The 26,260-nt window shown below is 51.2% G+C and carries 23 protein-coding genes; 9 read left to right on the top strand and 14 right to left on the bottom strand.

From position 1 onward, the window contains the following. On the top strand, positions 1–284 hold a 284-nt coding region (locus E1189_RS25420; RefSeq protein ID WP_230460316.1), incomplete at its 5' end, for a hypothetical protein. 296 nt (positions 285–580) lie between these two features. Here E1189_RS25420 and cmoB read toward each other — a convergent pair. The 14 genes from cmoB to E1189_RS10375 form a co-directional block, all read right to left on the bottom strand. Further along, on the bottom strand, positions 581–1,564 hold the full coding sequence (gene cmoB, locus E1189_RS10440) for a tRNA 5-methoxyuridine(34)/uridine 5-oxyacetic acid(34) synthase CmoB (RefSeq protein WP_155160074.1): 984 nt from the start codon (positions 1,562–1,564) through the stop codon (positions 581–583). A gap of 39 nt (positions 1,565–1,603) precedes the next feature. After that, positions 1,604–2,329: a carboxy-S-adenosyl-L-methionine synthase CmoA gene (cmoA, locus tag E1189_RS10435; RefSeq protein ID WP_155160065.1), complete on the bottom strand. Its 726-nt coding sequence runs from the start codon at positions 2,327–2,329 to the stop codon at positions 1,604–1,606. A gap of 142 nt (positions 2,330–2,471) precedes the next feature. Continuing rightward, the gene (locus tag E1189_RS10430; RefSeq protein ID WP_155160063.1) at positions 2,472–3,287 is read right to left on the bottom strand and encodes a phosphatidate cytidylyltransferase; all 816 of its coding nucleotides are present in this window, start codon (positions 3,285–3,287) and stop codon (positions 2,472–2,474) included. Between the two features lie 13 nt (positions 3,288–3,300). Beyond that, positions 3,301–4,107 (bottom strand): polyprenyl diphosphate synthase, encoded by an 807-nt coding sequence (gene uppS / locus E1189_RS10425; protein ID WP_155160061.1) that lies wholly within the window; start codon positions 4,105–4,107, stop codon positions 3,301–3,303. Positions 4,108–4,204: 97 nt separating this feature from the next. Continuing rightward, entirely contained in the window at positions 4,205–4,762 is a 558-nt protein-coding gene (frr, locus tag E1189_RS10420) for a ribosome recycling factor (protein ID WP_155160072.1), read from the bottom strand. Between the two features lie 89 nt (positions 4,763–4,851). After that, positions 4,852–5,583: a UMP kinase gene (gene pyrH, locus E1189_RS10415; RefSeq protein WP_155160059.1), complete on the bottom strand. Its 732-nt coding sequence runs from the start codon at positions 5,581–5,583 to the stop codon at positions 4,852–4,854. Between the two features lie 278 nt (positions 5,584–5,861). Beyond that, positions 5,862–6,719, bottom strand: coding sequence for a translation elongation factor Ts (gene tsf, locus E1189_RS10410; protein WP_155160058.1), 858 nt, complete (start codon positions 6,717–6,719; stop codon positions 5,862–5,864). A 179-nt stretch (positions 6,720–6,898) separates the two neighbouring features. Then, positions 6,899–7,654: a 30S ribosomal protein S2 gene (rpsB, locus tag E1189_RS10405; protein WP_155160056.1), complete on the bottom strand. Its 756-nt coding sequence runs from the start codon at positions 7,652–7,654 to the stop codon at positions 6,899–6,901. 275 nt (positions 7,655–7,929) lie between these two features. Further along, positions 7,930–8,931 (bottom strand): diphosphomevalonate decarboxylase, encoded by a 1,002-nt coding sequence (gene mvaD, locus E1189_RS10400; protein WP_196221366.1) that lies wholly within the window; start codon positions 8,929–8,931, stop codon positions 7,930–7,932. Then, on the bottom strand, positions 8,912–9,931 hold the full coding sequence (gene mvk, locus E1189_RS10395) for a mevalonate kinase (protein ID WP_155160052.1): 1,020 nt from the start codon (positions 9,929–9,931) through the stop codon (positions 8,912–8,914). The genes mvaD and mvk overlap by 20 nt, the downstream gene beginning before the upstream one ends. After that, positions 9,912–10,922, bottom strand: a complete 1,011-nt coding sequence (locus tag E1189_RS10390; protein WP_155160050.1) for a mevalonate kinase family protein — start codon at positions 10,920–10,922, stop codon at positions 9,912–9,914. Before E1189_RS10390 ends, mvk begins: the two co-directional genes overlap by 20 nt. Before the next feature lie 10 nt (positions 10,923–10,932). Further along, complete coding sequence (locus E1189_RS10385; protein WP_155160048.1) at positions 10,933–12,105, bottom strand: hydroxymethylglutaryl-CoA synthase; 1,173 nt, start codon at positions 12,103–12,105, stop codon at positions 10,933–10,935. A gap of 9 nt (positions 12,106–12,114) precedes the next feature. Continuing rightward, positions 12,115–13,146: a type 2 isopentenyl-diphosphate Delta-isomerase gene (gene fni / locus E1189_RS10380; RefSeq protein WP_155160046.1), complete on the bottom strand. Its 1,032-nt coding sequence runs from the start codon at positions 13,144–13,146 to the stop codon at positions 12,115–12,117. A gap of 8 nt (positions 13,147–13,154) precedes the next feature. After that, entirely contained in the window at positions 13,155–14,189 is a 1,035-nt protein-coding gene (locus E1189_RS10375) for a hydroxymethylglutaryl-CoA reductase (protein WP_155160044.1), read from the bottom strand. 212 nt (positions 14,190–14,401) lie between these two features. Between E1189_RS10375 and map the strand changes: the two genes are divergently transcribed. The 8 genes from map to E1189_RS10335 all read left to right on the top strand — a co-directional run. Next, positions 14,402–15,199: a type I methionyl aminopeptidase gene (gene map / locus E1189_RS10370; RefSeq protein WP_155160042.1), complete on the top strand. Its 798-nt coding sequence runs from the start codon at positions 14,402–14,404 to the stop codon at positions 15,197–15,199. Positions 15,200–16,049: 850 nt separating this feature from the next. Then, positions 16,050–17,744, top strand: coding sequence for a hypothetical protein (locus tag E1189_RS10365; protein ID WP_155160040.1), 1,695 nt, complete (start codon positions 16,050–16,052; stop codon positions 17,742–17,744). Positions 17,745–17,850: 106 nt separating this feature from the next. Then, complete coding sequence (gene glnD / locus E1189_RS10360; RefSeq protein WP_155160038.1) at positions 17,851–20,571, top strand: [protein-PII] uridylyltransferase; 2,721 nt, start codon at positions 17,851–17,853, stop codon at positions 20,569–20,571. An 88-nt stretch (positions 20,572–20,659) separates the two neighbouring features. Next, positions 20,660–22,285, top strand: a complete 1,626-nt coding sequence (locus E1189_RS10355) for a hypothetical protein (RefSeq protein WP_155160036.1) — start codon at positions 20,660–20,662, stop codon at positions 22,283–22,285. A gap of 117 nt (positions 22,286–22,402) precedes the next feature. Continuing rightward, entirely contained in the window at positions 22,403–23,602 is a 1,200-nt protein-coding gene (locus tag E1189_RS10350) for a serine/threonine protein kinase (RefSeq protein ID WP_155160034.1), read from the top strand. Between the two features lie 108 nt (positions 23,603–23,710). Beyond that, entirely contained in the window at positions 23,711–24,085 is a 375-nt protein-coding gene (locus tag E1189_RS10345; protein WP_329601973.1) for an ArsC family reductase, read from the top strand. 55 nt (positions 24,086–24,140) lie between these two features. Further along, complete coding sequence (dapD, locus tag E1189_RS10340; protein ID WP_155160032.1) at positions 24,141–25,178, top strand: 2,3,4,5-tetrahydropyridine-2,6-dicarboxylate N-succinyltransferase; 1,038 nt, start codon at positions 24,141–24,143, stop codon at positions 25,176–25,178. A gap of 174 nt (positions 25,179–25,352) precedes the next feature. Further along, the coding region (locus E1189_RS10335; protein ID WP_230460315.1) for a hypothetical protein at positions 25,353–26,260 on the top strand (908 nt) is incomplete at its 3' end.

The raw sequence follows: 26,260 nt of genomic DNA, 5'->3' as shown, positions 1-26,260 counted from the left end.
AGACAGCTCATGTTAACGGAGGAGGGATAACTGCCTGTTGGTTCTATGCTCAAGCCGGAACTGCGACACATCAACAAGGTTACCATGTTCCTCAATCAGCGGCTGAGTTGAATGCGCTTATGACGAAGGTAACAAGCCATTTTCTGTGGGACGGTGCCTATGAGCATTACCTCAGAACAGCTTTTCGATCCCATGATGCTCTGGTTCTTGATGAGGACGATTCGACGACTATCGCTCAGGAATTTATCAATGGACTGACACTGGAGACTCATACCCTGCCCTGAGCCACGAGATAGGTAAATAACGGTTATCCTGTTCACTCCGAGTCAGTAAACTGCGGAGTTATCATGGCTATCAAATGTCATGCTCGGCTCAGTGAGGATGCACGCTCAAAACTCAAGAAGCTCGTCAAACAAGAGAGACCAAAGGCTGCGCAGTACAAGAAACTCAACGCCAACATTTTTTGGCTATTGATGAAGACAATGATCCCTTAACCCACGAGCAGGCTGCAAAAGCCTTCCATATCAAGCCTCTTACCATTACTCGTCTACGGCAGAGGCTTGTTGAGAAACCAAAACCCTTAACAAGCCTCCGCAACAATAACAGCCCGCAGCGGAGCAGGATAACCCTCAACCGTTTTCCGAGGGTCCTCAGGATCAAGAAAATCCTTCAGAGAGTTAAAGCCCATCCACTCAGTGGGCCGCTGCTCGTCCGTCGTCGTGCGATTCATATCCACAACCCGGGCATTACGGAAACCCGCCCGACGCAGCCACAACAGCAAAGTATCCGGGCTCGGCAGGAACCAGACATTGCGCATCATCGCGTAACGATCCTCTGGCATCAGTACCTCACCCAACATACCATCAATCACCAGCGTCTCCAGCACCAGCTCACCGCCAGCCCGCAAAGCACCATGCAACTCCTGCAAATGCTCAATAGGCGACTTACGATGGTAAAGCACCCCCATGGAAAACACCGTATCAAAAGCCTTTAAGCGGGGAGGCACATCCTCCATCTTCAAAGGCAAGAGATGAACAGGTGAGTCTTTACCCACATAATGCTTCACAGCCTCAAACTGCATCAGGAACAAACGGGAAGGATCAACACCCAACACACGCTCAGCACCCTCACCCAGCATCCGCCACATGTGATAGCCGGAACCGCAACCCACATCCAGCACCTGTCGCCCTGCTAAAGGTGAAAAATGATTCTGCAGACGATCCCACTTCCAGTCAGACCGCCACTCCGTATCAATATACTCATCGAACAGGTTAAACGGCCCCTTGCGCCAAGGAGACAAACCTTTCAAAGCTTCACGAAGAGCAGCACGCACCTCATCCGCCACCGGCTCATCAGACGACACAGTAATAGCACTGCGATTCAAATCCACAGTATCAGCCGACAATTCAGGCAACTGACCCAGAGCCGCCTGCCAGCGCAACATATCCCCATGGGGAGTATTCACTAACACCTCATGAAGCTGCTCACGCAAAGTTCCCAGCCAGGGCTCCAGGCGCGTCTCCAGCATGGCATCAAACAGACTGTCGTAGAGAGCCGCGATCATTTTGTTTTCCACAACCGAAATTCCCACAGAGGAGGCCGCTTACCGCACAGCCAGAAGAGAACAGAAGTTAAAACCCTGATACCAGGGGATCACATGGGTAAAACCAGCGTCCAGAAGCCGCTCCCTGTGCACCGACAAAGCCTCAGGCACCAGAACATTCTCCAGCGCTGTGCGCTTCTGGCTGATCTCCATCTCGGAGTAACCATTGGCACGCTTATAGTCGTAATACAGGGTATCAAGGATAGCCTGATGCTCTTCAGGGAAAGCCAGTTTCTCGGAGAGCACCAGCACACCACCGGGATTCAAACCGTTACGAATGTTTTTTAGCAAAGGCAAACGATCTTCAACCGGAATAAACTGCAAGGTAAAGTTCAGAGCCGCAACGGACGCATTCTCAATAGCAACCTCACGAATGTCCCCACACACAACGTCAACGGGTGTGGACGCAGAGTCCTCAGCAATAATCTTACGACACCGCTCAGTCATAGCCTCAGAGTTATCCACAGCAATAATTTCGCAGTTATCACAGGCAATACCGTGACGCATGGCAATTGCTGTCGCCCCCAGAGAGCTGCCCAGGTCATAAAGACGGGTACCCTTACGTGCATAACGCCCGGCAATCAGTCCGATCATGGAAACAACCATGGAATAGCCCGGTACCGAGCGCTGAATCATATCCGGGAAAACGCGGGCCACAGCCTCATCAAATTGAAACGCAGCCACACTCTCCAGCTGCTCGGCAAATACGCGGTCTTTGCTGCTCATAGAAAACAGATTAAAAATTCTTTAACGAAGGAAGTGAAACACGGAGATGAGAAAAGTGCCAATAAATCAAAGCGAAAGGGAACCATCTCAGCGGAAAGGGCAGGCGATACCTGCCCTTAAAGAAGCGAAAATACAGCTTAAATCAGCTAATCAACAGCCAAAATACAGAAAATACGGGTACAGCTGCTGTCAGACTGTCAATGCGATCGAGAATACCACCATGGCCAGGCAACAGCTGACTGCTGTCCTTAATACCCCGCTCACGCTTAAACATACTCTCCAGAAGATCACCCAACACAGACACAAAGCCCACAACCCAAGTCACTGCCAACAGCCCCAGGGTGTGGAACAGAGTCATCTCCTGGTACCAGCTGACGCCCAGAGCAATCAGGCTGATCAACAGAATACCACCCAACACGCCCTCCCAGGTTTTTCCCGGGCTCAGGTGAGGAGCCAGCTTATGCTTACCAAACGCCCTTCCAGAGAAGTAGGCACCCACATCAGCGCCCCAAACCAGCACAAACACATACAGAATCAACAAATCGCCCTGATACTCAGATCCAGGGGCGTTCTTGGACTTCAAATAAACCAGACCACTCCAGGCAGGAATCAACACCAGCCACCCGATCACCAAACGCATGACTCGAGGGCGCCAGGCTGATGTAGAGTCAGGGTAACTGATCGCCAGCATAAGAGCCGTCAGCCACCACACCAAACCAGCTCCCAGCAAGAAGCTTGCGGGCATACCATAAAAGCCTACCAGAGCAGAGCCGGTGACCAGCGCATAAAGCACACGTTGCCACTGTGCAGAAAAACCGGAAAGGTTCGCCCACTCCCAGGCGCCAAGAGAGATAATGGCGCCAACAAACACTGCAAACCACTGAACCGGCAGCAAGAAAACCCCGCCCAGCGCCACGGGCAACAGTGCAAGGCCCGTAATAATTCTTTGTTTTAACATAGTGATTCCATGCCTACGCCGTCACTTCCGCTTCAACCTGTTCACTCGTTTTTCCGAATCGACGCTGTCGATGACTAAAACTCAACAAAGCTTTATGAAATTCGTCACGGGTAAAATCAGGCCAGAGAACATCCGTAAAATAAAACTCCGAGTAAGCACACTGCCATAACATGAAGTTACTGATGCGATGCTCGCCACTGGTACGGATGAGAAGATCGGGGGCTGGCAATTCGCCAGTAGAAAGATTCTGTTCAATAAGAGCCGGAGAGATATCTTCAGGCTTCAGAGTTCCCTCTTGCACCTGAACAGCCAGCTTGCGAGCTGACTGAGCAATATCCCACTGACCGCCATAACTGGCAGCCACAACCAGCGTCACTTTGTAATCATCAGCCGTTTGGATTTCAGCCTGACGAATATAGTTTTGAATGGTGGAACTAAATTGACTGATGTCACCAATCACCTTCAAGCGAATCTTATGGCGACGCAAACGCTTCACTTCTCGCTTAAGGGCATGAAGAAACAGCTCCATCAACCCACGGACTTCATCCCGGGGGCGGTTCCAGTTTTCACTGGAGAAGGCAAACAGAGTGAGAACTTCCACACCATATTCACCACAGGCTTCCACAACCTGACGAACAGCCGTTACACCGGCACGGTGACCACTCAGGCCTTTTTTGCCATTCTTTTTGGCCCAACGGTTGTTGCCATCCATGATAATAGCGACATGGCGGGGAATCACATCCAGAGAAGCACGCTCTCCCTGTGTGGTTACAACCGGCTTTGTGTCACTGGCACCCTCGCCAGCAGCTGACTGGGACATACTCTTTAACCTAAGCTCAACCTGAGCGTTCAATCGAAATGCACTAAAGCTATCAGGCCGACTTACAGCAAAAGCAAGCCAGCCTGAAAGGTTGAGATCAGATAGCCATCAGATCTTTTTCTTTTTCAGCCAGAAGCTTTTCCACGTCAGCGATAAAGCGATCAGTGATTTTCTGAATTTCATCAGCACCACGACGCTCGTCATCTTCACTGATCTCTTTCTCTTTCTCGAGATCCTTCAGATCGCCGATAGCATCACGGCGAATGTTACGGATAGCAACACGCGCACCTTCCGCTTCCTGACGCGCCTGACGGGTGTAGCCTTTACGGGTTTCTTCTGTCAGAGGAGGCAGAGGCACACGGATAACCTCACCGGCAGTAGAAGGATTCAGGCCCAGATCAGATGTCAGAATAGCCCGCTCAACGTCAGGAACCAGATTACGTTCCCACACACGGATAGCCAGAGTACGTGCATCTTCCGCGCTGATGTTCGCTACCTGGCTCAGTGGAGTATCGGAACCGTAGTAGTTCACCTTAACGCCTTCCAGCAGGCTTGGGTGAGCACGGCCAGTACGAATTTTGGCAAACGCATGTTGCAGAGACTCCAGGCTCTTACCCATGCGCGTCTCAGCATCAGATTTGATTTCGTTGATCATCATTCACTCCCGAAGCAATCAGGTGGAGTCATCCACTCACTCCACCGCATAAAAACCAATGTATAACCAGATATTTTCTTAATGATGACTTAAGGAGTCACCAGTGTTCCTTCGTCGCCACCCACAACCACGTTCAGCAGTGCACCGGGTTTATTCATGTTGAATACGCGCACAGGCATCTCATGGTCACGCACCAGACAAATAGCTGTCAGGTCCATAACGCCCAGTTTACGGTCCAGAACTTCGTCGTAACTCAGGGTATCGAACTTCACAGCGTCAGGGTTATTCACTGGGTCACTGTCGTAGATACCGTCTACCTTAGTCGCCTTCATGACCACATCCACCTCAACCTCAATACCACGCAGGCAGGCAGCAGAGTCAGTGGTAAAGAAGGGGTTACCAGTACCGGCAGAAAAAATCACCACATCACCGGAGTTCAGGTAACGCACTGCACGACGGCGGTCATAATGTTCAACCACACCACTCATAGGAATGGCAGACATAACACGGGTGTTAATATTGGAACGCTCAAGGGCATCACGCAAGGCGAGGGCATTCATTACAGTGGCCAGCATACCCATGTGGTCACCGGTCACACGATCCATGCCCGCTTCATTCAAAGCAGCACCACGGAACAAATTACCACCACCCACGACCAGACCGACCTGGACGCCAATACCGATCAGCTGCCCAATCTCAAGGGCCATACGATCCAGAACCTTGGGATCAATACCAAAGTCCTCGTCACCCATCAAAGCCTCACCGCTGAGCTTAAGGAGAATACGGTGATATTTTGGCTGGCGATCAGTTGTAGGCATCATCAGTTCCTGCAGTTGTTTATTGCCTGTATGCCGGGCATACGGGCAACAGGGGGAAAGCAATCGACTGGATACTCAGGGAATACCCAGTCGGTTGATAGCAAAACCTGCGTATTGTGACGCGTCTTATCGTGAGAATCTACCGACAGACGTCAACCAAATGCATACGCCAAACACACGACAGGGTGATGATTTGCATCATCACCCTGTATAAGCACCCGAATATATAAAACATACCCGGGTACTCAGGCACTGATAAAACTCTTAGAATAGAGTTCTTATCAGTTGCCAGCAGCGGCAGCAGCAACTTCAGCAGCGAAGTCGACTTCTTCCTTCTCGATGCCTTCACCCACTTCGTAACGAACGAAGTTCAGAACCTTGGCACCAGCATCAGCGGCCAGCTTGCCGATCTTAACGTCTGGGTTCTTGACGAAAGGCTGCTCAACCAGGCTGTTTTCAGCCAGGAACTTGTTGATACGACCAACAATCATCTTCTCGATGATTTCTGCAGGCTTGCCAGACTGCTGGGCCTGAGCGGTAAAGATTTCTTTCTCTTTCTCTACCAGTTCAGCAGGCATGTCTTCCTTGTTAACAACCTGAGGGTTAACAGCTGCAACGTGCATGGCGATGTCTTTCGCCAGCTCTTCGTTACCGCCTTCCAGAGAAACCAGAACTGCAATGCGCTTGTTACCGTGGATGTAGGCGCCAGTTACGTCGCCTTCCAGCTTAACGATACGACGAACGTCGATGTTTTCACCGATCTTCTGAACCAGAGCCTGACGGGACGTCTCCAGCTCTTCTTTCAGTTTGGCGATGTCGGTCAGGTTTTCAGCTTCAGCCTTGTCCAGAACGCTGTCAGTGAAAGCCAGGAAGCCAGCGTCGCGAGCAACGAAGTCAGTCTCGGAGTTCACTTCAACCATCAGAGCAGCTTTGCCACCGTTAACAATCTTGGCAGCAACAACACCTTCAGCAGCGGTACGACCGGCTTTCTTGGCAGCTTTAGCCTGACCGGACTTACGCAGCTCTTCGATAGCCACTTCGATGTTGCCATCGGTAGCAGCCAGAGCGCGCTTGCACTCCATCATGCCCAGACCGGTACGGTCACGCAGTTCTTTTACCAGAGCAGCGGAAATTGCCATTCTCAGTATCCTCTTACCTGTCAGAAAACAGAACCCGCGACCCTGCGAGCCCCGTATATATGGTAAAAAGGGGGCAAAGCCCCCTTTTCTATGCCGCAATCTATTTTCAATAAACTGCGGCAACCTGTCTCATTATTCTTAACCGCGGTTAAGCATGAAAGCAGGTGAAGTCACGCAAATCAGGCTTCTTCAGCACCGGATTCGTCAGCAGCTGGAGCTTCTTCAGCCTCAACTTCAACGAATTCACCAGTCTGAGCAGCTTTCGCTTCCAGAATGGTATCAGCAGCACTTTCCAGGTACAGCTGGATAGCACGGATAGCGTCATCGTTACCTGGGATAACCATGTCAACGCCGTCTGGGTTGCTGTTGGTATCAACGATACCGATAACAGGGATACCCAGCTTGTTAGCTTCCTGGATAGCGATCTTTTCGTGTTCAACGTCGATCACGAACAGGCAGTCAGGCAGGCCACCCATTTCTTTGATACCGCCCAGAGAACGATCCAGCTTTTCCAGCTGACGGGTACGCATCAGGGCTTCTTTCTTGGTCAGCTTCTCGAAAGTACCATCTTCACGCTGGGTTTCCAGATCACGCAGACGACGTACAGACTGACGAATAGTCTTGTAGTTAGTCAGCATGCCGCCCAACCAGCGGTGATCAACGTAAGGCATGCCACAACGCTGAGCCTGCTCGCGGATGTGCTTGCTTGCAGCGCGCTTGGTACCAACGAACATAACCTTGTTCTTGCCTTCAGCCAGCTTCTGAATGAAGTTCAGAGCGTCGTTGAAAGCAGGCAGAGTGTGCTCAAGGTTGATGATATGAATCTTGTTGCGGGCGCCGAAGATGTAACGACCCATTTTTGGGTTCCAGTAACGAGTCTGGTGACCAAAGTGGACGCCGGCTTTCAGCATCTCGCGCATGGTAACTTGTGCCATGTCTTTAAACTCCTGAAGGGGTTATGCCTCCATATACCCCATAATCCGACCCTCTATAACTGTGCGGCAATACTCTTGATAACAATCTCTTGTAACAGAGCATTTGACAGTTATGGGGCACCCCGGGCTATGTGTCGGTATATGTGCGATTTAGTAGTGCCCACCTGAAAAGTGAGCTTCAAAAAATGCTGCAGGATGAGAATCACACTGCAGCGCGGCTTTATACCATAGAAAAAAAACAGCTGCCAGTTTTCCCCATGGAATTTCGCCCTCGATTACCCGAATGGCACAATCACGTCCATATCAGTGAATGCACTGCGCATATCGGATTCGGCCGAAGCTTCAAACAGCAGCTTCACATTCGGCCCGGCATCCATAGTAGCGTAAACCTGCAAACCATCATCCCGCAGTTGCCACACTTTTTGCAGCGCAGTCACCGATTCCGCCTGCCAGTAAAGTAGCGGTGGCCAGGATGCCAGCATGGTTGCGTGCATAGCCATGGCATTCTGCTCGGCAGTGGAGCCCAGAAGGGTAATATCCCGTACAGCAATAGCATGCTCCAACCGGGCAATATCCCTTTCCGCCTGCTCAGGCCAACTGTTATAGAGGATCGCACTGTCCACGGTGCGTTGCATCCCCTCACGGGAACCGGTTTTCTTGGCATCACTGGTGAGAGTCAGCACACCAATTCGAAAATCCGGCCAGATTTCCGGAAGAGGTCGGGCAAAGCTGTCCATACCATCTGCCCTTACACCTTTATGCCAGCGTACAAAGCCTTCATAGACAGAGCGGCTGGCACTGCCACTGCCCATACGCGCCAGAATGGACACCTGCTCATTGCTCAGATTCAGGCTATAGACACCCACAAGAGCACGGGTAAGTGCCGCAAACCCAGACGCCGAAGAGGCCAGCCCGGCCCCGGTGGCCACACCGTTCACAGTATCCACTCTCAGGCAACCGGCCACCAGAGGGCGAAACAGGTCGATATGTGCCACAACCTTCTTATAGAAGCCGGTATCTTTATCAACAGGCTGCCCATTGAGAAAAACCTCATCCTCCTGCGCACCCGGGATGCGATGCACCCGGGTGGTTGAACCCTTTTTCGCCAGAGAAACTGAAAGGGAATCATTCACCGGCAGATTCAACAGCGCATTGCGCTTGCCCCAGTACTTGCAAAGGGCAATATTCACCGGAGCAAACGCTTCAAAGGTGTCTACCGGCTCTGCCACACAATCAGCCAATATTTTGGCCGCAACATCACTGCGAGTCAGACTCAAAACGCACTCCTGCGGTAGAAACAGAGACAGGCAAGGATTCATAATCATTTAAGGCAGACCTGGCAGTTGCCTCGGGATTTTCCAGGCTCACTACGCAGTCACCAAGCCCTGATCCGGAGATTTTCACCCCCAGCACACTTTGGCTGCGCAGCTGATGCACCATACTCGCCAGCGCCTCATCACAAACTCCAAGGCTGTCCATCAACCCGTGGTAAACATTCATACACCGACCAAGACGAGCCAGGTCCCCTTCACGAATAGCGCCTGCCGCCTGCTGGGTGCACTCTCCCATCATTCGGAACAGATGATCGTACAGAGAAGGGGTGTACATCCGCTCAGCTTTCACCCGGGCGATCACGTCAGGGGTCGGTGTTTTGTAACCACAGTAATGTAAAACGATTGGCAGACTCTCACCCAAAGGCGTCACACTGCGGGTATCCGGACGATAGTGCACAACGCCACCATAAATGCTCGCGACCAGGTCTGTGCCAGAACCACTGCCCTGCACTTCCTGAACAACCGCCAGGCATTCATCCAGCAAAGCTCGCTGCTTCATGGCCAGTCCGCACAGACGGCGAAATGCCGCAGCCACAGCCACAGTCAGCGCTGCTGAAGAGCCCAGCCCTACTGTGTGGGAGAAACCGGAAGCCACCTCCAACTCTACGCCACCGGGGAGGCGATTGCGCCAGCGCTTTAATAAGCACAGAGTAAAACGGTGAACCTGATCTTTTTCAAGGTCATCCAGTTCACTTTCATAGTTACCCAGAGCAGAACGAATAATCACCTTACGATCAGAGCGAAGGGTTGCCTTAACCGATAGTCGGGCATCCATGGCACAGGCGATAGCCGCCTGACCATGAAGTACAGCGTGCTCACCGAACAGCATGGTGCTGCCCGGTGCTGATACAACAACAGTATTTACAACATCAGATTTCAAAATAGATTGTTTCTTTTCGAGGGGCTGCTCAACAGCCTGCTCTTCAGCAGAGACGGACGCCATAGGGATCACATTGCAGTCGAGTAACCGGAAAACCATATTCATGACAAAGCTCGGTTACCGGCTGTTCACTCTGCACCAGCAGAAAACCCGCTTTCTCACCATAAACTGCACCAGCGCCACTGACTTTGCCAACCGCATTGTAGCGAGAACGGAGATCATCCATAAAACGCTGCACGGTACCCGGCACCACACCAATATCTACAAGCAACTGATGATTACGCTTCACATACTCTTTCAGCGCACCGACATCCCGACAAAGAAATGCCTGCTCAAGGCCAGTGATAATGCTATGAAATTCATTCCAGATAGCGCTTTTGCCAAAACGCTTGCGCACTTCTGCTACACACTGACCGGTACTCACCTCAGGCTCACCGGAATTCACCAGATACCAGTTCAATTCTGGCAATTCCTGAAAGGCCTCCACCTGAGCATTCTCCATGCGTACCAATCCACCGTGAACAGTCACCATTGGGTCTATTGTACTGTTACAGCCATGCTGGAGCCGCTCAGTGTGACTGGTAAAACGGAACAGCGCCATTTTATCCAGTTCCACCTTAAAATATCCGGCCACAGCTGCCAGAACAGCGGCAACGGTAGCTGCAGAAGAACCCATACCGGAACGCATGGGTATATCGGATTTCAGATGAATCTCGAAACCGTGATCCCGAGGAATATCGTGGGCATTAAACAGCCCGGCAATGGCATAGAGGTAGAGGTTGCCTGGTTTTGCCAGCACCGTAGAAATATCCTTCTGCCCTAGCAGGTAAGCTTGATAAGCCTCATCTGTGGCCAGACGCAGCGCCTCAAGATCGGCAATCGGACTCTCTGCCAGGCGGCCGTAGTTATCGAGACGAAACTGCACCACCGGCTCGGACACAGGGCGCACTTCACAGTGCGCATGAATGTTTACGGCAACCGCCAAAGCCGGCGTGCCATAAACCACGGCATGCTCACCGGAAATAATAATTTTGCCTGGCGCAATGGCTCTCATGATCAACGACTTACTCCCCTACTTCGGTGTAAATACGCTTATGATCATGAATACCAGCCAAACGGAAATGGCCAGCCGCCTCCTCCGCAAAATAGTGTTCACCACCATCTTTCGGAGAAGTATGACTGAACAGGCTGGCGTAGCCTTCGTAATCCAGCTCCTGACGGGTTTCCAACATATCTATATGGGCAGCGCGACGGCTGAAGGTTTTGTAACCCGGCTGAACAGTGGCGGAGAAAAACTCTCCTACACAGCCGGAACCGTAGCTGAACAAACCAATATGCTTACCGGACAAGTCCTCTGCGTCATTCTCCAGAAGCGACACCAACCCGATATAAAGGGAAGCACTGTAGCTGTTACCAATCTGACGATTGTAATGAAGACCAGCACCAATTTGCTGTTCAAGGCGGGCTTCATCCATAGTTTCACCATTGGTTACCGCCAGTTTGCGGTGTGCCTTTTCACCCATCTTGGTGAAAGGCAGGTGATAGCAGAAGCGGGACAGTTCACCAAAGCTCAAACCACCGGCTTCCTGATAGTTCTTCCAGCTTTGGCGCAGGGCTTTCAGGTAAATGATGGTAGAGTATTTACCGTCCACCAGCGCCGTATCCATATAGTTCGGGCGCCAGAAATCCATAACATCCTCGCTGTAGCAGCCGTTTTCAGCATGCACAGACAGCAGGCGCGGCTCAGCTTTTACAATAAACGCAACAGCTCCACACCCTTGAGTGGCTTCACCTGGTGTATCAAAACCATAACGGGCAATATCAGAAGCAACAATCAGCACCTGCACCGACGGCTTGCGGGCCACCAGCCCACAGGCCATCTGCAGAGCAGCCGTTGCACTGTAGCAAGCCTGCTTCAGTTCAACCACACGACAGTTGGAACCTAAACCCAGTAACCGCTGTACATATACGCCAGCGGCTTTGGATTGGTCGATACTGGACTCCGTAGCAAACAACACCGTGGTAATTTTTTCACGATTCTCGTCGTTTATCAGTGGCCTGGCTGCGTTGGCGGCCAGCGTCACAATATCTTCATCCTGAGCAGGCACGCCCATGCGATTCTGCCCAATACCTATCCGATACTTGTCCGGATCTTCTCCATTGTGTTCAGCCAGAGTTGCCAGTGGCAGGAACATGCCGGAGGAATAAAAACTGATGTCATCAATACCGACGGACATAGCACACTATCAGATACAGTCGTCCAGAATTAGTCGTTCGTTGCCGTATAAACTGGCAACATCAGGGGTACCCAGAAGAAACATCGCCGTGACAAATTCACGTTTCAACGCCTCAATGGTTTCCACCACCTGATCTACAGACTCCATGGCTGGCTTAAGAAGCGGGGCAGCCATCCCGCACAAACGGGCGCCGAGTATAACAGACTTGGCCATATCAATACCGTTTCGCAAACCGCCACTGGCGATCAATTTCACGTTGTCACGATAGGGCTTTGCCTGCTTCAGAGCAAGTGGTGTAGGTACACCCCAGTCCTGAAACAGCACACCAAGGCTATGGCGATCATCTGCTCGCAGATGCTCAATACGACTCCAGGACGTTCCACCCTGCCCGGCCACATCAATATATTCAATACCAGCCTGAATCGCTTTTTCTACATCCTCACCAGAAAAGCCACAACCCACCTCCTTGAGAAGCAGCGGGCAATCCAGTTGTTGGCTAATAGCAGCAATTTTTTCCACAAGGCCACCGAACTCAGTATCACCTTCAGGCTGAACGGCTTCCTGCAGAGCATTCAGATGCAGGTAAAGGCCATCCGCTCCTACCAGCTCAACCGCCTGACGGCATTGCTCGATACCAAAGCCCTTATTGAGCTGTACCGCTCCAATATTCGCCAGCAACAGTATATCAGGGGCGTACTGGCGCAGTTCAAAACTGGCACGGGCTGCAGGCTGCTCAAACATCACCCGCTGGGAGCCAACCGCCAGTGCCACGCCTGCAATCTGGGCGGCCTCGGCAAGGTTTCGGTTTATCGTGCGCACCAAACTGTGATCACCACCGGTCATGGAAGAGATCAGCAGCGGGAAAGAAAGTTTGCACCCCATAAATTCAACAGTGGGGTCAACATCCGCCAGATTCAGTTCTGGCAGCGCCCGGTTGGTCAAACGTATCCGGTCGAAATAACGGGCATCGCGATCCGTTTCGCTGTCTCGCTCAATCGCCCGGATATGCTCGATCTTACGATCATTGGTCGCCTGATTCATAGACAGGCTCAACGCTCGAACTTAACGTGGGCAGCCATCAGCTCACCAGGGTTGGTTTGTGCCGCCAGTAAGGACAGCTCACCACACAGAACACTGGCAGCACAGATAACCGCCAGCCGACGTGCATTACCACCGGGTTCGCGATCTTCCTTACACCCCAACAGGCGAAGGTTGTCTTCTACAAACCCCAGCCCTTTACCATGACCTACAGAGCCCACAATCAGGTTAGGCAGGCTCACAGAAAAGTACAGATCACCATCACGAACTTCACAGTGCACAATACCTTGTGAGCCTTCCACGATATTTGCGGCATCCTGACCAGTGGCCAGATAAAACGCCAGCAGCATATTGGCAAAATGTGCGTTGGCACTGCGAATGCCACCTGCCAGCATAGTGCCAATGAGGTTCTTCTTGATGTTCAGATCCACCACTGCTTCCGGCGTGGTTTTCAGTCGTCGTTCACACAAGTCACGGGGAATAGTGAGTTCACAGACAACACTCTTGCCACGGCCAAGAATACCGTTAACCGCTGTCGCCTTTTTATCGGTACAGTAGTTGGCAGAGATAGAGGTGTATTTCAGTGCGGGATATTCTGTCAGCAACCAGTCCTGCAGCTTTTCTGCCGCCAGGGTCACCATATTATGGCCGGCAGCATCACCAGTGGTGAACTCCAGACGTACATACAGCATATTACCGACAATCTGGTGGTGCATATCAATCAGACGGGCAAAACGGCTGGTTTCCCGCACCACCATGTTCATGTCTTCCTTGCGGGCAGAGAGACTCTGCCATGCCGCAAGGGCCTGACCCGCGTCGCCTGCTTCCAGCAGAATGGAGCGCGTCATACGTTCGTCAAGAACCGTTGCCTGAATCCCCCCAGCCAGAGTCGCCACCCGTGCGCCCCGCCCGACAGACGGCCACAGGGTTGTTTCGTAGGTAGCCAACGGCAGCATCACGCTGTCGTCCACAACATCACCAACGATGCGCACCGGCCCTACAAGCCGCATAGGCACCGGAGCCTGGGAAATTTTATGTTGTGACATATTCCGGAAATTGTCCTGTCAGAATATCAATAATCGGGGCCTTAGCGCCTCGAGTGGCGCATCATATCAGAACATGACGGCTTGCGCTGCCCGCTATTAACACCCACAGGGGTTTTGCTAGAATAGGGCATCGCTGCCGGAAAACACCTCAACAGGGGCGTTTCCGATCAAAGCAGCACCGGTTACTCAATTCAGGGATTTTACACCACGACATGTCTGTCATCATTAAAACACCCGAGCAGATTGAAAAGATGCGTATCGCTGGCCGACTGGCTGGAGAGGTACTCACCATGATCGCCCCCCACGTCAAAGAAGGTGTCACCACCGGGGAGCTGGATCGTCTCTGCCACGACTACATCGTCAATGTACAAAAGGCCATTCCTGCACCGCTGAACTATGGCGCTGCCCCTGGCCGTCCGGGCTTTCCCAAATCCATCTGTACCTCTTTAAATGATGTGGTGTGCCACGGAATTCCGTCCGACAAGAAGAAACTGAAAAAGGGTGATGCTCTGAACATCGATATCACCGTTATCAAGGATGGCTACCATGGCGATACCAGCCAGATGTTCATCATTGGTGAGCCTCAGGAATATACGAAGCGCCTGGTGGACGTGACCCGTGAGTGTATGTATCTGGGCATTGAGCAGGTTCGCCCCGGCGCTCACCTTGGTGATATAGGCGCAGTCATTGCCAGACACGCCCACGCCAACCACTACTCCGTGGTTGAGGAGTACTGCGGTCACGGTATCGGTGAAGGTTTTCACGAAGAACCTCAGGTGACCCACAACGCTCTAGCTGGCACCGGCATTGAGCTACTGGAAGGGATGATCTTCACCATCGAACCCATGATCAACGCCGGTCGCAAAGAGACCAAACTTAAAGGTGATGGCTGGACAGCCGTTACCCGCGATCGCCGCCCCTCCGCACAGTGGGAGCACACCATTCTGGTAACCCAGGACGGGTATGAGATTCTTACCTTACGTGAGGGAGAGATTTCTCCTCTAATATAACCAGAACCTTCAAAAAAGATGCGCAACCAACCCTTAGCTACATTCCCACACCGCATTACAGACAGATGCCAATGGGTGTGAACTGGGTTGGTTACGCTATGCCGACCTTTAAAATTATCTGCTATACCTGTGCCTCTTTTTAATCCAGCATGCAGTGGCAGGTATGAGTAAAGCTGAACTTAGCACTAGAAACACGTCATCAACAGTGGGGCAAATAAGGCTGCTAATCCCTTTGATTGCCTTGCTTGTGATTTCTTGTCTTCAGGCAAGTTCAGAAAAGGTTTTTGATAACAATCTCTCAGTCCATCGACTTCAGGCTCTGGATGAAAACATGACATGCCTCACATGTCTGGATACTCCCCAGATGCCCCCCTTTCGCTGTAAAAACTGTCAAAAACTATCTTGTCAGACGTGTTTTAAGGAGGGCAACCTTTCAAAATGCCCACACTGTCGAGCCTATATTTTGAATTCCTCCGAGCCACTCCCCCCAGACACCTCTACTGATGCCCCCAAGCCGCAACGAACTTCATTTGACTTAGTAGACAACTGGGATCAGAAACTGGGACAAATAGACGTTGTCTGTGAAAACTCTCAGTGCGAATGGACAGTGAAGTACGGCAAAGATGGATCTGGCGCCCAGCACTATCAAAAACACTTGAAGGAGTGCCCTGAAGGCGAGATTGATTGCCCACTGGGCTGCGATGCTCCCCTTCAGAGGAAACAGCTGCCACTCCATAAGGACGAATGTCCGTTAGAGGAAGTTTCCTGCCCGAAATGCTGTCAGAAATTCCAGCGCGAGCAAACCACATCTCACAATGAACTCTGCCCTCACTACAGCGTCATTCAAAAATTGGGGCAGGCAACAATCCCTCCAGAAATCGCTGAGTTCCTAAAGCAGCAAAGCCATGCCACCCTTGAGCTTGCCCGAAGGGTTCAAGAGCTTAAAGAAAAATATGATGAAGTTGTGCAGGAAAACGAAGAGTATCGCTCTGATACTGAATATTTAATCAATCGTGTCAGTAAACTGACCCTTCACGACACCTTTGATTCAACCGTTGAAATTCCAATTCATCTCTCCAAAGCCTGGCCAGCTCCCGGTACTTATTACTCAAATGAATTCAGCCTGTCAAAAGGACACCATGACCACTTCATGCTGGCTTTAATCATCCACAATATGCATGATGGCTCCGACCTTGAGCACCCGGTAACTATCTTATTTCTGGGCAGCACAGAAATGACAGACGAACAGGCTGCAAATACCCACCCTGTTACTTTTGTCCTTCTACATGGAGAAGATGCAAGGGAAAACCAGGAAAAAACACTCAGTCCCTCCCTTCTTGGCCGCCATCAAGACAGACCCGTTATAGCGCAATGGAATGCGCTACCCAGCCAGAATCACCTTTATAATTACATTCAGGAAAACTGGGTACGACTTCGGCTGACGGATACGCAGTCTCCTCGCCACAGACTGGCAGACATGATAAGGCAACCGAACACCATCTTCCTTGACGCAAGATATCGCGCACGCCCTCTTTCCATAGAGGGTCACAGGCTTCGCCTTTTGATCAAAGAGTCTGACCTGCAATCATCACACTACAAAGAAAGGTGGCACCATTTTGAAGCTGAAGGTATCCCTTTAAAGTTAACATCCTTTACCTGCCCCCTATCCCCGGATTGCCCTCAAGGAGAACATTTGGTGCTGGAAGTGCAAGGCACAGCTCCTGCAGACAGGGACTTTCCATTTTATTCTGTCTCTCTAGCGCCCTATAAACTACGAGCACTCCATCCGGCAGAGCCAGAAGACGGTCTTATTACATATGACTTTCAGAAAGAAAGAGAGACAGCTGGGATACATATTGCCTTGGCGGGCTTACACCTGTCCGATTTTGAAGGATACAAATCCGATGGTTTCCTGGAACTTATTATTGAGTTAAATAAAAGTGATGGAAAAACTGTAAAAGACTTATCACTCACATCACAGCCATCAGAATCACACACCAACCGTGAAAGCCTGACGACCCTCTTGAACCAGTTATACACTCCTGCAAAAACGCCAATTGTAGGCAGCATCGAAAGAACAGGTTCAAATCAATATATATGGTCCATTCCATTTATGGAAGCCATGGTGAATTCACAGCTCAATAAATACACCAGCCCCCCTATGCGCATCGGACCCTATGACTACACTCTATCTTTTCTCCGTGAACAGAATAGCGAACAATTCTCCCTTATCACTCAGGCATCGTGTGCACACTCTCCCAATCATACATCCCAACCAGACAATCTAAGTGCGATTCAGGTTTTTGTAAAAAGTACGCCTGACTCTACCCCATTCTGCACCCTGACTATGCCCATCCACCCTGGAGAAGCCACTCAATGGAAAAATCTTCTAGGATCCGGTTTGGGCGCCCCAATCAGCCCACCTTTTTGGAGTTCAACAGGGTCTGCATCAATCAAATTTAAGCTCTCTTTTCATGATCAGGAGACGCCTCAGCAGGCACAAGGGAGCACCCCCTCATCCGGTGAAAACCGCACATTTCAGTAAAGGTCGAACCGGCTCGAGTCCCCCGACAGGGTCGGGGGCTTCTCGACAAACGGCCAGGAGGATGGTTTCATCACAACAACACCGCCCCGTGGAATAGAAAGCACCTATGACCGACACACTGAGCGATCTCCAGAAAACGGCCCTTTTTAATCGAAGCCAGTTCCGGGCAGAGCTCACGATCGCACCTCATCCGGCTCAAGCCTATAAAAAGTGTATTGAGCAAGCCGAGCTGCAAATGGATACCTGGTTCGGGGAAGACATGCCCATCCAGGCACTGGTCACCGGCCGGGCATGGCTGATTGATCAGGTTCTGACGCTGGCCTGGGAGCATCTGGCAGGGCAAGACGCTGAGGATATCGCACTGGTGGCCGTGGGTGGTTATGGCCGTGCAGAGCTACATCCTCAGTCTGACATCGACATTCTGATACTTCTTAAGCACGAAGATGCAGAACCCCACCGGGACACCATCGAGAAGTTCCTTACCCTGCTCTGGGATATCAATCTCAAAGTTGGCTCCAGCGTTCGCTCCATCCGAGAGTGCGCCACTCAAGGGCGGGAAGACTTAACCATCATCACCAACATGATTGAATCACGGCTTTTGTCCGGGCGAGAGAATCTGTTTACCTCCATGCAGGAGGCCATCAGCCCTGCCACTATGTGGCCCAGCAAAGAATATCTGAAAGCCAAGTATAAAGAGCAGAAAGCCCGCCACCGCAAATTCAACCAGACGGAATACGATCTGGAGCCCAACCTGAAAAGCTCCCCCGGCGGCCTGCGGGACCTGCACATGGTCGGCTGGGTCACCCGCCGCCACTATGGCACTGACGACCCCAAGGAGCTGGTGCGTATCGGTTTTCTGGAAGAGCGTGAGTACCACATGCTGGTGCGAGCCCGGGATTTTCTCTGGAAGGTACGCTGGGCGCTGCACCGCCTTTCCGGGCGTCCGGAAGATCGTCTCCTGTTCGACCACCAGCGCACCCTTGCCAGACAGTTTGGCTACAAGGATATCGAAGGAGGTGCGCTTGCGGTTGAGCAGTTTATGCAAAAGTACTTCCGCGCTGTGATGATTCTCGGGGTCATGAACGACCTGCTGCTTCAGCACTTTGATGACAATATTCTTGATGCAGGGAAGGAGCAGGAAATCATCTCCCTGAATGAACGCTTTCAAGTGTGCAACGCGTATATTGAAATCACCCACCCGGATGTCTTCACCCGCAATCCTGAATCCATTATTGAAGTGTTTGTACTGATGTCCGGCAACCCGTTTATTCTGGGTCTGACGGCTGAAACCATTCGCGCGATTCGGGAAGCCCGGCTGCTGATTGATGACGATTATCGCAACAACCCTAAAGTTCATGAGCAATTTCTGAGACTTATGCGCTCGCCCTATGCCATCACTGCCAGCCTGAGACGCATGGTGCGTTATGGCGTGCTGGGGCGCTATCTACCGGAGTTTGGCCGTATTATCGGACAGATGCAGCACGACATGTTCCACAACTATACCGTTGATGCCCATACCCTGCTGCTGATCAAACATCTGCGCCGCTTCAATTACAAAGAGAATCAGGAGCAATTCCCTGTGGCATGCGCGGCTAAAAAGCGCCTGCCCAAACCGGAACTGCTCTATATTGCCGGGTTGTATCACGATATTGGCAAAGGGCGTGGTGGGGATCACTCAGTGCTGGGAGCCGCCGATGCCCGTGCATTCTGTCAGCGACACGGACTCTCAGCAGCAGATACTTCACTGGTCGAATGGCTGGTACGCCACCACCTCACTATGTCCGTCACCGCTCAGCGGCAGGATTTGTCGGATCCGGAAACCATTAACAACTTTGCCCAGCTGGTTGGAGACTCCCGCCGTCTGGATTATCTCTACTGTCTGACCGTGGCCGATATCAACGCCACCAATCCCAGCCTGTGGAATGGCTGGCGAGCCAGCCTGTTGCGGGAGCTATTCAGACAGACCCGGCAAGCCCTCCACCGCGGCTTGGAAAACCCCATCGACAAGCAGGAAAACATCGATGATACCCAACACCTCGCTCGTCAGATGCTGCAAGCCCGGGGCGTGGATATCAATAAGACGGAAACCTTCTGGCAAGAGTTCGGGGATGAGTACTTCCTGCGCCACAATGCTTCAGAAGTGGCCTGGCAAACTCAAGGCATTCTCGAAAGCCGCCAGACCAGCAACCAGAATGAAGATCAATGGCCTCTGGTGCTGATTCGGGAATCCACAGAGCGGCGTTATGAAGGTGGTACTGCCGTGTTCATCTGCACGCCGGATACCCCTCACCTGTTCGCCGCCTGCACCATGGCCCTGGGGGAAATGAATCTCACCATCCATGATGCCCGTATTATCACCGCAGCCAGCGGTCTGGCCCTGGATACATTTATCGTACTGGATGCCAGCAACGGCCAACCTCTTAGGGATGACCTCCCTCGCATTGAACGCATTTGTGCCCATATTCGCAAAACTCTGAACAGTGACGCGCTGGCCAGACCCGGTTTTGGCGCTACGCATATTCCCCGGCAGCTCAGACACTTTGCCCGCGAGCCTGTGATTACTCTCAGCAACGACCCTGTCAACCATCGCACTGTTGTCGAGGTGAATACCGTCGATCGCCCGGGTATTCTGGCGCACATAGGCCGGGTATTTATGGAACAGAAAGTACTGATTCAAAAAGCGAAAGTTTCCACACTAGGGGAGAAGGTTGAGGACGTATTCTTTATCACAGATATTCATGGAGAAGCCATCAGTGATCCGGAAAAAGTCCAGCAGTTGCACAAAGCGTTAAGCCAACAATTACAAAAAATCATCAAGGGAGAGTAAGCGTTACAGATAGAAACCATCAAAACATTGCGGCCTGCAGATATGCCTCCTAGTTTTAGCTGCCCGATCTTTAAGGTGATAGTTGACTATGCTGGCGATATTGACATGCTGTTTCAGCTTTATCTCAAACAGGGAGTGGTGCTTTCAGAAACAGCTGGCAACGCCTCTTCTTGGCATTTTTACAGTCTTTTTTACGACAACAATAGTCACTCCGTCCATAGCTGCTGATGAAGAGACATGCCCGCTGGCTCACACGCCTGAGGTACTTCAGGCTCAGGGGTACTTTGCCAGCAACCCGAACAGCTGGAGTCACTCCCTGGCGACTCCCCTTGCCAAAGAACTGTCTACCCTTATGGCAGAATCTGCTCTGGGCTACTACGGAGGACGTCTGGCCGAGTATGCCAGTTACAGGAATTATTTAAACGGATATCAGGTATTACTCCAGCCTGCGCTCGTAGGCATTGCAATGGCACGGGCACTATGGAGTGACAACCCCGCAGGGGCTATGCAGGTAGCTTTATTACCCTTCCTCAATGTACAAAGCAATCTGCTCCACGGCATCCTTACTGCTGGAACTCTGGCCAGTGGCGTCATTGATGCGGTCAAGTCTGAATACCGCATGTGGCAATATCAAAATGCCCAGCTCCCTATGAAAGAAGACCTACCCGGCTCACTTGCAGTGGTCATCAAGCGCAGTGAGGGCAATAAGGATCAATACAACCCAGCGGCCATCAGCCTGTTCTGGATTAACATGGTTCAGCCACCTCTGGAGAGTCATCATGAAGCTAACCAGTCTCTGATCACGCTCATACACCACGCTCAGCAAAGGGGATATACAGGTATTCGCCTGCGGCCTATCTACTACAGAGGCGGGCTGGCTCTCTCCTTCCAGTGGTTAACAAGGGAAGATGGGTGGCTTGAAGCACAAATCATCACCATACCCGACAGCCAGAATTATCAGTGGTGGCTGGATCTTCCACAAATGCATTCCGAGGCACCATCACGAAAGGGGCAGGCTGCAGACCCACTGTCACCTTCGATACTTGCTGCCATTATTCAGCAGAGAAACAGCCTTAACCTGCACAACGACAATATCCTGAGTCAGGTGCAGGAACTGGATGGTTTTTCACTGATTGCCGGGGCTGGCCATTTTTCCGTATGGATGGTGCCCGACTTTCTGAGAGGGTTACTGATGCTCAACGGCAACCCCATGCCGGGAGTTGTGCTGCAGGCAAGTCACAGTGACACTATTCCCAACCTGCAGGATCTCAAGCCTTATTTCTCCCGTCCTGCCATTCCCACCTGGGCGGAACAGATTTGGCCTCTGGCCTGGAAAACTGTTCATACCCTCGCGACTATAGGAGCCTGGACGCTGGGAACCCGGTATCAAAATCGTATCAATGAATATAACCGGCCATTTGAGCATTTTAATGGTGTTATTGGAAAATACCCTGAAACCCAAAGCTTGATAATAACGCACGTCCCGACCCAGGAAGAGTTCAAAAAGATCAGAAGAGGTCTTTTAAAATGGCATCCCGATAAAGCAGGAGATGACTACACCGCGCTTTTTCAGGATGTCAATGGTGCCGCCGAAAAATTTGGTCATGCCATGAAAGAAGGAGGTTTTTGGGACACCCCGACAACCAAGTCAAACCAATTAAGCGCACAACCTGAAGCGACCCGAGTTCCTCTCTCTCTGGATTACAAAAACTAACGAACGAAAGATCGTGAAAAAAGACTGTCGTTATTTATACAAACAGCACCGTTAAAAACTTTCTTGGCGAAGCCGTCTCAAATCTGTTTCAACATCGGCTCAACCAAGGATTGAGACATGAACTCACAACCCTCTCGTTCAACAGCGTCTGCCAGTAAGCCTCATTCCGTCACCACCATGGATAAGCAGCACAGTTATACTCACTGGCAGGGTTGGGAGGTATGGCAGGTAACACCCCAAAAAACATCTCCGCACGCCTTACCCGCAAAGCGGAAGGATACAATGACAGCTTCCCGACTTACCCAGGAACAGATCAAAAGCATCAGTCTCACAGGGCCAGCGTCCGATGAAATTGGTTCAGGCACATATGGTGATGTCTATAAAGTCTCTTTTATGAGGAGTATGCTGGCAGTCAAGGTGAGCAAACCTCCCAAACAAAAAAGGAATGGCAAGTACTCGCCCAGTGCTGCCAATAAGTATCAGGAGGCTAAAAAAGAAGCTGAACTGGGCATGCAGTTACATCACCCGAATATAGTCAAGACTTTGGGTATGCATTGCTCCCCGACACAAGTTTTTATAGTGATGCCTCTCTATGCACAGAGTCTGTCTCGTCGGATTAGAAGTTCAGTTCCTATTCGAACTGAAGAGCGGGAAAGCATTCTCAACGATGTGATTGATGGGCTCGACTACATGCACAAAAAAGGCATCCTCCACGGAGACTTGAAACCCGGCAATGTATTTCTCAACATTTATAATCAAGCCTGCCTCGGCGATTTTGGCATGAGTTGCTCCCGTGACAATCCCAATAGTCTGCCAGCGCCTTCTGACTATATGGCTCCTGAACTCTCGGAAATGGAAACATATATTAATAGTGATGGCATACAGGAGCAACGTCTGAGCCCAAAAACCGTGGCATCGGATATCTTTGGTGCAGGTTTCACTCTCTATAGTTTGTATACTAAGCGTAACTGGCCATATGCGTGGACTTTAAAAGAAAATGTACCAGTAATAGACCTATATGTACCCAACACTCCTGAAGGTCGAGCCATCAAGGCAGACCCTGTATTTAACAGAGTGATTAGTCGGTGTATCAAACACATCCCTACACATCGCCCGGAATCTACCACCGAGATAAAGGCCGTTCTTGACCATATTCAACAGGAAAAAATGACGGTCAAGTCACAACAGCGGCCTGCATTTGAAGAGATGTCGCATATGGCGCGGCAGGCAGAGGCTCTACTACTGCCGACAGGCTTGCTCACTCCGGAAAAACAGAAGGTCTCCCCACAACAGTCATCTTCAGGCACTCCGGTATAAAGGCAGGATGTAAAAACAGGCATCAACACTATTAGTGTCCTACTGTAATCCTTGCTGTGTCCGTGTATTCTTTGCCCTTCTCCAAAACAGGAAAACAGGACACGAGACGTGCTCACACTGTACGGTATTCCCAACTGCGATACGATGAAAAAAGCCCGTAAGTGGCTGGACGAACAAGGCCTTGAGTACGCCTTCCATAACTACCGTAAGGATGGTTTGGAAAAAGGCTGGCTGACAGATCGTATCAACGAACTGGGCTGGGAACAGGTTGTGAACCGCCGTGGCACCACATGGCGCAAACTGCCCGAAGATGTTCGCAACGCCATGACCGCAGAAACCGCTGTGAATGCCCTGCTGGAACAACCCGGCATGATTAAACGACCACTACTGGATACCGGCAAGAATTACCTGCTGGGCTTCTCGGCCGATAAGTGGGCTGAAGCACTGACCCAGACAAAAAGTGACAAGCCCGCTGTCAGCTAACTAAAATAACGGTCTGGCGATTTTTGGAAAAAGAACAAGGACACTGTTGGATATTATGAGTAAAGAATTCTTCAGCATGGCGGCCGGCATCGGCACCAGGAACAGCAAGGGTGAATGGCTGGAAGTTTACTACCCCGCCCCGCTTTCCAAGCCAGACCCTGAATTGGTAGATGCCATGACTGCCATTACTGGTTACACCGGCGGTAATCAGGTTATCGAGCTGGACAGCGCCACCTGCCACGCTCTGGAAGAGCTGTTTCTGCAACGTAATCTACTGGATCACACTTTGATTCTCAGCTCCATGGAAACCAGTAGCAACCCACGAGTTCTGGTGATTCTGGAAACCGATGAAGCCCCCACCAGCACACCAGAAGCCTACCTGAAACTGCATATGCTGTCTCACCGTCAGGTTAAGCCCCACGGCATCAACCTCACTGGTATTTTCCCGCTGCTGCCCAACGTAGCCTGGACCAGTGAAGGCGCCATTGATATCGAAGAACTGCCTCATCGCCAGCTGCAGGCCCGCGCACGCGGTGAAGTACTGGACGTTCAGTGCGTGGATAAATTCCCCCGCATGACCAATTACGTTGTGCCAAAAGGCGTGCGTATTGCTCATACCGCCCGTGTACGACTGGGGGCATACATTGGCGAAGGCACAACGGTTATGCATGAAGGCTTTGTCAACTTCAACGCCGGTACCGAAGGCAAAAATATGGTAGAAGGGCGCATATCTGCCGGTATCTGGGTAGGTGAAGGCTCTGATCTGGGAGGTGGCTGCAGTACTATGGGCACCCTGTCTGGCGGCAACGATATCGTTGTTTCTATCGGCAACAACTGCCTGATCGGTGCCAATGCCGGTATTAACATTCCTCTGGGTGATCGCTGCACCGTGGAAGCTGGCCTGTACCTGACTGCCGGCTCCAAGGTCACTGTTCTCGATAAGGAGAAGAAACCTGTAGAAGTGGTAAAAGCGGTTGAACTGTCCGGTAAGTCTGACCTGATGTTCTGGCGTAACTCCCAGAGTGGTGCCATTGAGTGTCTGGCGAACAAAACCGCTGTCGAGCTGAACGAAGAGCTACATGCGCACAACTGATTCTGTTTGAAATAAGAGCACCAGTGCAATACTGGCGCTCTTACTTATTGAAGGCTTCACCCAGAACATCCTTTCGAAGTACGACTTCACATTATCTCCCCAGATAACTTCAGGCACATTCGTTCCTCTTGGCTATTCTCTAAGTCCAAAATAACAACACTGCAGGAGCATTGCGTGCACAGCCTGAGGAAAATCGCCTGTCTGATTACTTTCCTTGCCCCCCTGCTCAGCCGAGCAGAGGACATTATGCTGATTCACCTGAATCCAGTGGATAAAAACGAAACCCATGAGATTTATATTCTTCCTCTGCTCCGCAGTCAGAAAACCGTTGCCAGCCCGCCCCTTGCAGGCGTTCTTAAGGCCCATTGGGAAGTGGCTGAACTCGATCAACTGAATATACCCGAAGTAAATTTCGATGATTCCACCGAGCTGTATCTTTTCCCAGATCCTCCCAGTGAGGAAGAGTACGAACTGGCACCGGCATCAGAGACACAAAAATACAGCATCTCAGGGCAGCAACTGAGGGATAGCAACCTATCAAGCCTCAATGAATTATTCTCAGGGTATGCAGCAGTTTCCAAACTGAAAACAAGAAACTATGGGTATCGTGACTCCATCCTCCAAAAGTATTCCGTGACACACCACCTTGAACTCCCCCCTCTGCTTCAATTAACTCAAATCATCAAACAGGCATTAGAAGCCCTCACAAAGCAAACCTACGACGACATTGTTGCTGCCCTATGGGAGTCAGAGGGAGGTACACTTCAACCCTACTACCTTCTCAGTGGTTCATTCCCATCACCTAACGGCACACCCGTGGGTATATACGTATATAAGTGCGGGCTGGTTTATATTGAGGCCCCGCAAGACGCTTTCCTCGAGAACTCTTGCAAACAAAGTCCACGTCCTGTGACTGAGGAACCTCCCGTCACAGAACTGATCGTAACCATTCAAAGACACTTGATCAGGACAGCTGAAAAGTGCACGGCACAGCAGCTACCTGTTATCTCTGCACCTGAGGCAGAGGCAGAATCAGAGGTAGAATCAGAGGTAGAGGCAGAGGCAGAGGCAGAGGCAGAGGC

Source organism: Parendozoicomonas verongulae (genome assembly GCF_009711465.1).
In the GTDB taxonomy this organism is placed as follows: Bacteria; Pseudomonadota; Gammaproteobacteria; order Pseudomonadales; family Endozoicomonadaceae; genus Sansalvadorimonas; species Sansalvadorimonas verongulae.
Note: the sequence above shows the minus strand (reverse complement) of the source record. Positions and strands in the feature narration are given on the sequence as shown.

Coding starts and splice junctions, on each gene's coding strand:
- frr (WP_155160072.1), bottom strand. CDS start 4,762: ATGATCAACGAAATCAAATCTGATGCTGAGACGCGCATGGGTAAGAGC.
- E1189_RS10350 (WP_155160034.1), top strand. CDS start 22,403: ATGAACTCACAACCCTCTCGTTCAACAGCGTCTGCCAGTAAGCCTCAT.
- cmoA (WP_155160065.1), bottom strand. CDS start 2,329: ATGAGCAGCAAAGACCGCGTATTTGCCGAGCAGCTGGAGAGTGTGGCT.
- glnD (WP_155160038.1), top strand. CDS start 17,851: ATGACCGACACACTGAGCGATCTCCAGAAAACGGCCCTTTTTAATCGA.
- E1189_RS10390 (WP_155160050.1), bottom strand. CDS start 10,922: ATGAGAGCCATTGCGCCAGGCAAAATTATTATTTCCGGTGAGCATGCC.
- cmoB (WP_155160074.1), bottom strand. CDS start 1,564: ATGATCGCGGCTCTCTACGACAGTCTGTTTGATGCCATGCTGGAGACG.
- uppS (WP_155160061.1), bottom strand. CDS start 4,107: ATGTCCCAGTCAGCTGCTGGCGAGGGTGCCAGTGACACAAAGCCGGTT.
- E1189_RS10430 (WP_155160063.1), bottom strand. CDS start 3,287: ATGTTAAAACAAAGAATTATTACGGGCCTTGCACTGTTGCCCGTGGCG.
- E1189_RS10385 (WP_155160048.1), bottom strand. CDS start 12,105: ATGTCCGTCGGTATTGATGACATCAGTTTTTATTCCTCCGGCATGTTC.
- E1189_RS10355 (WP_155160036.1), top strand. CDS start 20,660: ATGCTGGCGATATTGACATGCTGTTTCAGCTTTATCTCAAACAGGGAG.
- E1189_RS10375 (WP_155160044.1), bottom strand. CDS start 14,189: ATGTCACAACATAAAATTTCCCAGGCTCCGGTGCCTATGCGGCTTGTA.
- mvk (WP_155160052.1), bottom strand. CDS start 9,931: ATGGCGTCCGTCTCTGCTGAAGAGCAGGCTGTTGAGCAGCCCCTCGAA.
- fni (WP_155160046.1), bottom strand. CDS start 13,146: ATGAATCAGGCGACCAATGATCGTAAGATCGAGCATATCCGGGCGATT.
- pyrH (WP_155160059.1), bottom strand. CDS start 5,583: ATGATGCCTACAACTGATCGCCAGCCAAAATATCACCGTATTCTCCTT.
- map (WP_155160042.1), top strand. CDS start 14,402: ATGTCTGTCATCATTAAAACACCCGAGCAGATTGAAAAGATGCGTATC.
- dapD (WP_155160032.1), top strand. CDS start 24,141: ATGAGTAAAGAATTCTTCAGCATGGCGGCCGGCATCGGCACCAGGAAC.
- tsf (WP_155160058.1), bottom strand. CDS start 6,719: ATGGCAATTTCCGCTGCTCTGGTAAAAGAACTGCGTGACCGTACCGGT.
- rpsB (WP_155160056.1), bottom strand. CDS start 7,654: ATGGCACAAGTTACCATGCGCGAGATGCTGAAAGCCGGCGTCCACTTT.